At 67.1% G+C, this 9,647-nt stretch carries 10 protein-coding genes; 7 read left to right on the top strand and 3 right to left on the bottom strand.

The genetic code is table 11. The features are described 5' to 3' along the window. The 4 genes from sucB to A8G15_RS26215 form a co-directional block, all read left to right on the top strand. On the top strand, positions 1–1,068 hold a 1,068-nt coding region (gene sucB, locus A8G15_RS26230), incomplete at its 5' end, for a 2-oxoglutarate dehydrogenase, E2 component, dihydrolipoamide succinyltransferase (RefSeq protein ID WP_068165976.1). A gap of 171 nt (positions 1,069–1,239) precedes the next feature. Continuing rightward, positions 1,240–2,019, top strand: a complete 780-nt coding sequence (gene lipB, locus A8G15_RS26225; RefSeq protein WP_068165973.1) for a lipoyl(octanoyl) transferase LipB — start codon at positions 1,240–1,242, stop codon at positions 2,017–2,019. A gap of 77 nt (positions 2,020–2,096) precedes the next feature. After that, complete coding sequence (gene lipA / locus A8G15_RS26220) at positions 2,097–3,107, top strand: lipoyl synthase (RefSeq protein ID WP_068165972.1); 1,011 nt, start codon at positions 2,097–2,099, stop codon at positions 3,105–3,107. A 58-nt stretch (positions 3,108–3,165) separates the two neighbouring features. Next, positions 3,166–3,906, top strand: coding sequence for a DUF4191 domain-containing protein (locus A8G15_RS26215; protein ID WP_068165971.1), 741 nt, complete (start codon positions 3,166–3,168; stop codon positions 3,904–3,906). 192 nt (positions 3,907–4,098) lie between these two features. Here the strand turns inward: A8G15_RS26215 and A8G15_RS26210 are convergent, their stop codons facing one another. Beyond that, a complete protein-coding gene (locus A8G15_RS26210) occupies positions 4,099–4,575 on the bottom strand; it encodes an RDD family protein (protein ID WP_068165970.1) in 477 nt (158 codons plus the stop codon). Positions 4,576–4,786: 211 nt separating this feature from the next. Between A8G15_RS26210 and glnA the strand changes: the two genes are divergently transcribed. Further along, complete coding sequence (gene glnA / locus A8G15_RS26205; protein ID WP_068165969.1) at positions 4,787–6,223, top strand: type I glutamate--ammonia ligase; 1,437 nt, start codon at positions 4,787–4,789, stop codon at positions 6,221–6,223. A gap of 116 nt (positions 6,224–6,339) precedes the next feature. Beyond that, positions 6,340–6,801 (top strand): SRPBCC family protein, encoded by a 462-nt coding sequence (locus A8G15_RS26200; RefSeq protein ID WP_068165968.1) that lies wholly within the window; start codon positions 6,340–6,342, stop codon positions 6,799–6,801. A gap of 43 nt (positions 6,802–6,844) precedes the next feature. On the opposite strand, the gene A8G15_RS26195 is transcribed toward A8G15_RS26200, so the two are convergent. Then, on the bottom strand, positions 6,845–7,264 hold the full coding sequence (locus A8G15_RS26195; RefSeq protein WP_068165967.1) for a hypothetical protein: 420 nt from the start codon (positions 7,262–7,264) through the stop codon (positions 6,845–6,847). A 122-nt stretch (positions 7,265–7,386) separates the two neighbouring features. Next, the gene (locus A8G15_RS26190) at positions 7,387–8,916 is read right to left on the bottom strand and encodes an amino acid permease (RefSeq protein WP_068165966.1); all 1,530 of its coding nucleotides are present in this window, start codon (positions 8,914–8,916) and stop codon (positions 7,387–7,389) included. A 216-nt stretch (positions 8,917–9,132) separates the two neighbouring features. Between A8G15_RS26190 and A8G15_RS26185 the strand changes: the two genes are divergently transcribed. Beyond that, the gene (locus A8G15_RS26185) at positions 9,133–9,642 is read left to right on the top strand and encodes an Lrp/AsnC family transcriptional regulator (RefSeq protein WP_068165965.1); all 510 of its coding nucleotides are present in this window, start codon (positions 9,133–9,135) and stop codon (positions 9,640–9,642) included. Positions 9,643–9,647 lie beyond the last annotated feature (5 nt).

The raw sequence follows: 9,647 nt of genomic DNA, 5'->3' as shown, positions 1-9,647 counted from the left end.
ACTCCGGCCCCGGCCCCCGCTGCAGCCGCTCCGGCTCCGGCTCCGGCCGCACCGAAGCCGGCACCGGCACCCGCGCCGAAGCCCGCAGCGGCTCCCGCAGCACCGGCCGCGCCCGCGCCGTCGGGTGATGCGACCCCGTACGTGACCCCGCTGGTCCGCAAGCTCGCCGCCGAGAACGGTGTCGACCTGTCGACCGTCAAGGGCACCGGTGTGGGCGGACGTATCCGCAAGCAGGACGTGCTCGCCGCGGCCGAGGCCTCGAAGGCTCCCGCCGCTGCGGCCCCGGCCACCGCGGCACCGACGGCCCCGGCCAACGCCCCGGGTGTGCGTCCCGAGCTCGCCCAGCTGCGCGGCACCACTCAGCGCGTCAACCGGATCCGCCAGATCACGGCGGTCAAGACCCGCGAATCGCTGCAGAGCACCGCTCAGCTCACGCAGACCTTCGAGGTCGACGTCACCAAGATCTCGCAGCTGCGTGCCCAGGCGAAGAAGTCGTTCGCCGAGCGGGAGGGCGTCAACCTCACGTACCTGCCGTTCTTCGCGAAGGCCGTGGTCGAGGCGTTGCGGGTGCACCCGAACATCAACGCGTCGTACGACGAGGGCAAGAAGGAGATCACCTACCACGCTGCCGAGCACCTCGGCATCGCGGTGGACACCGAGCAGGGCCTGCTCTCCCCGGTGATCCACAACGCCGGCGACCTGACGCTCGGTGGCCTCGCGCGGGCGATCGCCGACATCGCCGACCGTGCCCGCAACGGTGGGCTCAAGCCGGACGAGCTTGCCGGTGGCACGTTCACGATCACCAACATCGGCAGCCAGGGTGCGCTGTTCGACACCCCGATCCTGGTTCCGCCGCAGGCCGCCATGCTCGGCACCGGCGCGATCGTCAAGCGTCCGGTCGTCGTCAAGGACGAGGCGGGCAACGAATCGATCGGCGTCCGGTCGATGTGCTACCTGCCGATGACCTACGATCACCGGCTCATCGACGGAGCCGACGCCGGCCGCTTCCTCACCACGGTCAAGCACCGGCTCGAGGAAGGCGCGTTCGAGGCCGATCTCGGTCTGTGATCCGGTGACCCGTTCCGGCGGGTGACCACTGCCTCGTGAACCGGGGGCGATGCCGTACGGCGTCGCCCCCGGTTCACGTGTTCCGGAGCAATCACGGTCTCCGGCAACTGCTTCCGCCGGCGGAACACCTCCCCTTCAGACCGGTCCCCCGACGGCGTAGGGTCGACAGACATGAGCAGCACCACAGCGTCCGCCCGTCTCGATTCGAATCCCGTCGTCGTCGCCCGCCTCGGCCTGATCGGCTACCTCGAAGCGTGGGAGCGTCAACGCGAACTGGCCGCCGAGCGCGCCGACGGTATCGGTGCCGACACGCTCCTGCTGCTCGAGCATCCCCCCGTGTACACCGCGGGCCGGCGCACCGAGGACGGCGACCGTCCCACCGACGGCACTCCGGTGATCGACGTCGATCGCGGCGGCAAGATCACCTGGCACGGACCGGGACAGCTCGTCGGGTATCCGATCGTGCGGCTCGCCGAACCGATCGACGTCGTGAACTACGTCCGACGTATCGAGCAGGCCCTGATCACGGTCTGCACCGACATGGGCCTGCGGTGCGGGCGCGTCGAGGGCCGTTCCGGCGTGTGGCTGCCCGCCGAACTGCGCGACGGGCGGTGGCTGCCCGAACGCAAGATCGCCGCGATCGGGATCCGCGTGCAGCGCGGCGTCGCGATGCACGGTTTCGCCCTCAACTGCGATTCGGCACTCGACGCGTTCGACTCGATCGTTCCCTGCGGCATCCGCGACGCCGGTGTCGCCTCGCTGACCGGCGAACTCGGCCGCGACGTGACCGTCACGGAGGTGATGGACGCCGTGACGACCGCGGTCGTCGACGCGCTCGACGGGAGCCTTCCGGTCACCGACCACGACATCGAACGGGTCACGTTCGAGCAGGCCGTCGCCGCGTCCGAGCCCTCCTCGCAGAGCCCCGAATTCACCACCCTGCGTTTCTGACGGGCGCGCCGCCGGGTGGTCCGGCCGGGCGCTCCCCGGCCGGGGCCGGACCTACCCGCGGGCGTACGATCGAATCCGTGACTGTGGCCCCAGAAGGACGCAAACTGCTGCGGATCGAGACCCGAAACGCGCAGACGCCGATCGAACGCAAACCGAACTGGATCAAGACCCGGGCGAAGATGGGCCCGGAATACACCGAGCTCAAAGGCCTGGTGCGCAGCGAAGGTCTGCACACGGTCTGTGAGGAAGCCGGCTGCCCCAACATCTACGAATGCTGGGAGGACCGCGAAGCGACCTTCCTCATCGGCGGCGAACAGTGCACCCGGCGCTGCGACTTCTGCCAGATCGACACCGGCAAGCCCGCCGCCCTCGACCGCGACGAACCGCGCCGCGTCGCCGAGTCCGTCCAGGCCATGGGCCTGCGCTATTCGACGATCACCGGTGTCGCCCGCGACGACCTGCCCGACGGCGGCGCCTGGCTCTACGCGGAGACCGTCCGCAAGATCCACGAGCTGAACCCTGGCACGGGCGTCGAGAACCTCGTCCCCGACTTCAACGGCAAACCCGAACTTCTGCAGGAAGTGTTCGAGTCCCGTCCCGAGGTGCTCGCCCACAATGTCGAGACCGTCCCGCGGATCTTCAAGCGCATCCGCCCGGCGTTCCGCTACCAGCGGTCGCTGGACGTGCTCACCGCGGCACGCGAATTCGGTCTGGTCACCAAGTCCAACCTGATCCTCGGCATGGGTGAGACTCCCGAGGAGGTCACCGAGGCGCTGCACGACCTGCACAACGCCGGCTGCGACATCGTCACCATCACCCAGTACCTGCGTCCGTCCCCGCGGCACCATCCGGTGGAGCGGTGGGTCAAGCCCGAGGAGTTCGTGGCGCACTCGAAGACCGCCGAGGAGATCGGCTTCGCAGGTGTGATGGCCGGGCCGCTGGTGCGGTCGTCGTACCGGGCGGGACGCCTGTACGCGCAGGCGATGGCCCATCACGGACGTGAGTTGCCCGCGGGCCAGGCACATCTGGCCGAGGAGGGCACCGCCTCGCAGGAGGCGAGCTCCGTCCTCGCCCGCTTCGGGCAGTAGCTGCAACCGGGACCCGTGGTGGCGAAGGCGCCACCACGGGGAACGTATCCTGATAAGCATGGCGAACGGCAGCAAACCCACCAAGGAAGCGAAAGCCGCGGCGAAGGCCGCGCGCAAGCAGGCATCGAAGGAGCGGCGCACACAGCTCTGGCAGGCGTTCCAGATCCAGCGCAAGGAAGACAAGCTTCTGCTGCCGTGGATGATCGGTGTGCTCGTCGCGTCGATCGTCGTGTTCTTCCTGATCGGCCTGATCTTCGGGCTGCAGTGGTTCTTCCTGCCGATCGGCATCATCATCGGTGCGCTGCTGGCGTTCATCGTCTTCGGCCGCCGCGTGCAGAAGACCGTCTACGCGAAGGCCGACGGCCAGGCCGGTGCGGCTGCGTGGGCGCTCGACAACCTTCAGGGTGCGTGGCGCGTGACCCAGGCCGTCGCCGGCACCACACAGCTCGACGCCGTGCACCGCGTGATCGGCCGCCCCGGGGTCATCCTCGTCGGCGAGGGCTCGCCGGGCCGGGTGAAGGGCCTCATCGCGCAGGAGAAGAAGCGCGTGTCCCGTTTGGTCGGCGATACCCCGATCTACGAGATCGTGGTCGGAAACGAAGAGGGTCAGGTGCGGCTGTCGCAGCTGCAGAAGCACCTGTCGAAGCTCCCCCGCAACATCGACACCAAGCGCATGGACGCCATCGAGGGCCGCCTGTCGGCGCTGAGCACCAAGAAGACCGGCGCGACGATGCCGAAGGGTCCGCTGCCGCAGGGCGCGAAGATGCGCAGCGTGCAGCGCACGATCCGACGCCGCTGATGTACAGGGACAGGGGCCGCCTCCGTGATCGGGGGCGGCCCCTGCCGCTGCACAGGACCACAGGTCTTGCCGGACTTGGCGCCGTTGTTCGGACATGCGTTCGCATCGGGATGGGTGTCGGCGGCGCCGGGGCACCACCGCACTCGCCGCGAAACCGAGCTGCGCGAACGACGGCGACGATCCGCAACAGCCCTAGCGGCTGCGTACGAGCGCGGTCTGGGTGGCGCGGTCCTGGAGACCTCGGTTGTCGACGTCCGTCACCAGGGCCGGTGCGATGAACACGAGCAGCAACTGACGCGACAGTGCACGGACGATGCCGACTCGCACCGGCGCGTCGACCCGCGCGACCTGCAGGCCGGCGATGTACTGACCGGGGGTGAACGAGAACAGCGTCACGCACACCACGCCGACGACGAACCAGACGATCAGGGTGTAGGCGGACAGGTTCGGGCTGTCGAACGGCCTGTCACCGACGAGGAGCGTCGCGACTCCCATCGCGGTGAACCAGTCGATCAGCAGAGCCAGCACGCGCTTGCCGGTGGTCGCGAGAGATCCGGGACCGTGCTGCGGCAGGCCGAGCATCTGCCCGGCGTAGTCCTGCTCGCGCTGCTGGTCCTTCGGCAGTGCCGCCGAGGGACCGGAAAGCCAACTGCCCGTCATCCGTGCCATGGGACCAGGATAGGCTGTGTGTCGCACTATTAGGCGAGCCCCGTGCGACGCCGGTGACTTCTACCACATACCGCGTCCTCACCGCAGGACGACGCGAGGTGTAACACTGGCGAAACATGGGATTGATGGGCGGGCAACACCGAGTCCATACCGTCTGCTTTCGACGCAGGCGCCCATCACACTGGCGCGCACCGACTGAAGGAGCACAAGCGTGGCGTTCACCACGGCCGAAGAGGTCATCAAGTACATCGCGGACGAAAAGGTCGAGTACGTCGATATCCGCTTCACCGACCTGCCCGGCATCGAGCAGCACTTCTCGATCCCCGCGAAGGCGTTCAACGAGGATGTCTTCGAGGACGGCCTGGCCTTCGACGGTTCCTCCGTTCGTGGTTTCCAGTCCATCCACGAGTCGGACATGCTGCTCCTCCCCGACGTCACCACCGCGCGTATCGACCCCTTCCGCGCCGCCAAGACCCTGAACGTCAGCTTCTTCGTCCACGACCCCTTCACCCGCGAGTCCTACTCGCGCGACCCGCGCAACGTCGCCCGCAAGGCCGAGGAGTACCTGAAGTCCACCGGCATCGCCGACACCGCGTTCTTCGGTGCCGAGGCCGAGTTCTACATCTTCGATTCGGTCTCCTACGACTCGAAGATGAACGGTGCGTTCTACGAGGTCGACTCGATCTCCGGCGGCTGGAACACCGGCAACGAGTACAACGCCGACGGCACCCCGAACCGCGGCTACAAGGTCCGCGCCAAGGGTGGCTACTTCCCGGTCGCCCCGTATGACCACTACGTCGACCTGCGTGACGAGATCTCCACCAACCTGCAGCTCGCCGGCTTCGAGCTCGAGCGCGGCCACCACGAGGTGGGCACCGGCGGCCAGGCCGAGATCAACTACAAGTTCAACACGCTGCTCGCCGCAGCCGACGACCTGCAGCTGTTCAAGTACATCGTCAAGAACACCGCATGGAAGAACGGCAAGACCGCCACCTTCATGCCGAAGCCGCTGTTCGGCGACAACGGCTCGGGTATGCACGTGCACCAGTCGCTGTGGAAGGACGGCAAGCCGCTGTTCCACGACGAGGCCGGCTACGCGGGCCTGTCGGATCTGGCGCGCTGGTACATCGGCGGCATCCTGCACCACGCACCGTCGCTGCTCGCGTTCACGAACCCGACGATCAACTCCTACCACCGTCTGGTGCCGGGCTACGAGGCCCCCATCAACCTGGTGTACAGCCAGCGCAACCGCTCCGCCGCGGTCCGCATCCCGATCACCGGCAACAACCCGAAGGCCAAGCGCCTCGAGTTCCGTGCGCCGGACTCCTCCGGTAACCCGTACCTGAACTTCGCCGCGCAGATGATGGCCGGCCTGGACGGGATCAAGAACAAGATCGAGCCGATGGCCCCGGTCGACAAGGACCTCTACGAGCTTCCGCCGGAGGAGGCCAAGAACATCCCGCAGGCTCCGACGTCGCTGAACGCGGTCATCGACCGCCTCGAGGCCGACCACGAGTACCTCACCGAGGGTGGCGTGTTCACCACCGACCTGATCGAGACCTGGATCTCGCTCAAGCGCGAGCAGGAGATCGCTCCGGTCAACCTGCGCCCGCACCCCTACGAGTTCCAGCTGTACTTCGACTGCTGAGTCGCGTGGAACACGGGTAGTTCGATGAACGGTCCGCTCGCCCTTCGGGGCGGGCGGGCCGATTCGTTTGTGCATTCCTCGCGTTTACCGCCGAGGCTCTCGGGTACGCGACTGTCATGAGCACAATCACCGAAGCAGTAGATGTCGATGTTCCTGTCCGGGTCGCCTACGACCAGTGGACACAGTTCGAGACGTTCCCGCGCTTCATGCACGGTGTGAAAGAGATCCGTCAGCTCGACGACACCCACACCCACTGGGTTCTCGATATCGCCGGTAAGACCCGTGAGTTCGACGCCACCATCACCGAGCAGCATCCGGACGAGCGCATTGCGTGGCACTCCGACGCGGGGCCCGACCACGCGGGAGTGATCACCTTCCACCGCCTCGACGACACGCACACCCGGGTCACCGCCCAGATGGACATCGATCCGGAAGGGTTCGTCGAGAACGTCGCCGACAAGCTGGGCATCCTCTCGCACCGAGTGAAGGACGACATGAAGGAGTTCAAGCACTTCATCGAGGAGCGTGGCACGGAGACCGGTGGTTGGCGCGGCGACGTCGACCGTCCCTCCCCGTGACGACCAGCGGTGACGACAGCCGGTGACGCCGGTCGACCGACGCTCACGGAACGTGGAACGTCGCGAACCCCGGCGTCACCACTCCTCCGGCGGAGGAAGTGAGGGCCACCACGACCTGCCCGGCCCCGGTCGGCACGAGCGTGCCGGCCGGGATTCCGTTCAGACCATCCGACAGCCGGGCGGTGCCCGATGCTCCGGTCGACAGGTTCAGCCAGCGCACGTCCGCCGAGAGCAGGCATCCCCAGTGATCTTCCTTGCCACCGGTGATCGTCACCGTGCCGGGCTCTGCGCCGACCACCGCCACGCACCGCACCGAGGGTGCGTCGAAACTGCCGGTCGGGTTCCCGTACGGTGCCGGATCGATCTGGAACGGAACGGTTTCCGCGGCGGCGACCACCGGTAGCAGAAACGATCCGGCGACGACGGCGGCGCAGAATGCCGGGCGGAACACAGATGTCTCCACGATGATCTCCTCCGGTCGGTATGCGGCTCGAAGGTCATCATTCACGAGAAGACCCATGGAAGCAGGCGGTCCGCCCCACCCCGGGTGCCGGGGTGGGCGGACCGTTTCTGCGCGCGAGGCTTCTACACGAGTTCGGGTTCCGGGGCGGACGCGCGTTCCACCTGAGTCTCTGCCGCCCGCAATCGTTGTCCGAGAACAGATTTCCGGCGACCGTACGCGAAGTAGACCAAGACACCGAGAGCCATCCAGGCAACGAACCGGATCCACGTCTCGACGGAGAGATTGAGCATCAGCCAGCCGCACGCGAGCACCGCGAGGATCGGCACGAGCGGCACGAGCGGGACACGGAAGCCGCGGGGCAGGTCCGGCCGGATCCGCCGCAGCACCATGACGCCGATGCACACAAGCACGAACGCGAACAGCGTGCCGATGTTCACCATCTCCTCGAGCACCCCCATCGGGAACACGGCCGCGAGGACCGCGACGATGCCGCCGACCAGGAGGGTGATGCGCACCGGCGTGCCCTTGCGGCCGGTAGTGGCGAGCTTCTTCGGCATCAGCCCGTCGCGGGACATCGCGAACAACACGCGGGTCTGGCCGAGCATCATCACCATCACGACTGTGGTGAGACCAGCGAGACCTCCGATGTTGATGGCCATTTCGGCCCACGTGATGCCGTGCGCCTCGAAGGCCGTGGCCAGGGTTGCGCTGCCGTCGCCGACGAGCGCACTACCGGTCCGCAGATCGGTGTACTTCACCATGCCGGTGAGCACCAGCGTGACGCCGACGTAGAGGACGGTGACGATGGCGAGCGAACCGAGGATGCCGCGCGGCAGCGCCTTCTGGGGGTTCTTCGTTTCCTCGGCGGTGGTGGCGACGACGTCGAATCCGATGAACGCGAAGAACACCAGGCTCGCGGCGGCGAGCAGGCCGTACCACCCGTAGGTGCTGCCGCCGGCTCCGGTGAGTGCCGAGAACAGTGACTGGTGCACACCGGTCGCGGTGGTCTGCGCCTCCTCGGCCGGTGGGATGTACGGCGTGTAGTTGCTCTTGTCGATGTAGAAGATGCCGACGACGATCACCAGCAGCACGACCGCGACCTTGACGGCAGTGACGACGGCGGACACGCGTGAGGACACCTTCGTTCCGATCGCGAGGACCACGGTGATCGCGCCGACGATGAGCAGCGCGCCCCAGTCGAAGTCGAGTGGCCCGAGGTGCGCGGTGGCCTGCCCTCCGAGCATCCCGCCCAGGTACAACGACCATCCCTTCGCGACGACCGCTGAAGCGAGTGCGAATTCGAGGATCAGGTCCCAGCCGATGATCCAGGCGACGAACTCCCCGAACGTCGCGTACGAGAAGGTGTAGGCGCTGCCGGCGACGGGAACCGTCGAGGCGAATTCGGCGTAGCAGAGAGCGGCGAGACCGCAGGTGATCGCGGCAAGGACGAAGGCCAGCGAGATCGACGGTCCGGCGACGTTTCCGGCGGTGCGGGCGGTGAGAGTGAAGATGCCGGCGCCGACCACGACGGCGACACCGAACACGGTGAGGTCTTTCGCGGTGAGTTCCCGCTTGAGCTTGGAACAGGGATCGTCGGTGTCCGCGATCGACTGCTCGACGGATTTGGTGCGCCAGATGCCGACTCCGGGCATGGTGTGCTCCTCGGTGTGGGTTGTGTGCCCACCGGACCTCGTGGGTAGCCGGGGGACGTAATGCTCACGGGCGGCGCAACGCGGTGCGTCAAGGAGTTTTCGTGAGCATTTCAATGAGGTAATCATGGCACCGGCAAGTTCGATGTCAACATCTGTCGCAACAGCTATGCACTATGCTCAATCAGTGACCCGCATCACAGTCGAAAGGATGTCAGCGTGCTCAGTCTCGACCGCCTCGACGCGGCCCTGCTCGCCGAGCTCACCCACAACCCGCGCGCCGGGATCGTCGATCTGTCCGCGAAACTCGGCGTCGCACGAAACACCGTCCAGTCGCGGATCCGGAAGCTGGAGGAGTCGGGAGCGGTGACGGGTTATCGTCCGGTCGTCGACCTGCCCAAGCTGGGTCTCCCGTTGCAGGCGTTCATCGGAGCAGAACTCGTTCAGGCGCGGATGGGGCACGTGATCGCCGAACTCGAACGATTTCCCGAGGTCCTCGAGGTGCACGCGACGACCGGCCGCGAGGACCTGTTGATCCGGATGGCAGCGCAGTCGCAGGAGAATCTCCTGCAGGTGCTCGAGCGGATCCACTCGATCGAAGGCGTCGCGCACACCACCACGACCCTGGCGCTGACGACGCCGGTGGCGTACCGGACGCAACCACTGCTCGATCAGCTGACCCGGGGCGCCGGGCACGGCCGTTCGACACCGGTCGCCGATCTTCCCTGAGCCAC

Origin of the sequence: Rhodococcus phenolicus (genome assembly GCF_001646785.1) — a bacterium.
Taxonomy (GTDB): domain Bacteria; phylum Actinomycetota; class Actinomycetes; order Mycobacteriales; family Mycobacteriaceae; genus Rhodococcus; species Rhodococcus phenolicus.
Note: the sequence above shows the minus strand (reverse complement) of the source record. Positions and strands in the feature narration are given on the sequence as shown.

Coding starts and splice junctions, on each gene's coding strand:
- lipB (WP_068165973.1), top strand. CDS start 1,240: ATGAGCAGCACCACAGCGTCCGCCCGTCTCGATTCGAATCCCGTCGTC.
- A8G15_RS26215 (WP_068165971.1), top strand. CDS start 3,166: ATGGCGAACGGCAGCAAACCCACCAAGGAAGCGAAAGCCGCGGCGAAG.
- A8G15_RS26210 (WP_068165970.1), bottom strand. CDS start 4,575: ATGGCACGGATGACGGGCAGTTGGCTTTCCGGTCCCTCGGCGGCACTG.
- A8G15_RS26200 (WP_068165968.1), top strand. CDS start 6,340: ATGAGCACAATCACCGAAGCAGTAGATGTCGATGTTCCTGTCCGGGTC.
- A8G15_RS26190 (WP_068165966.1), bottom strand. CDS start 8,916: ATGCCCGGAGTCGGCATCTGGCGCACCAAATCCGTCGAGCAGTCGATC.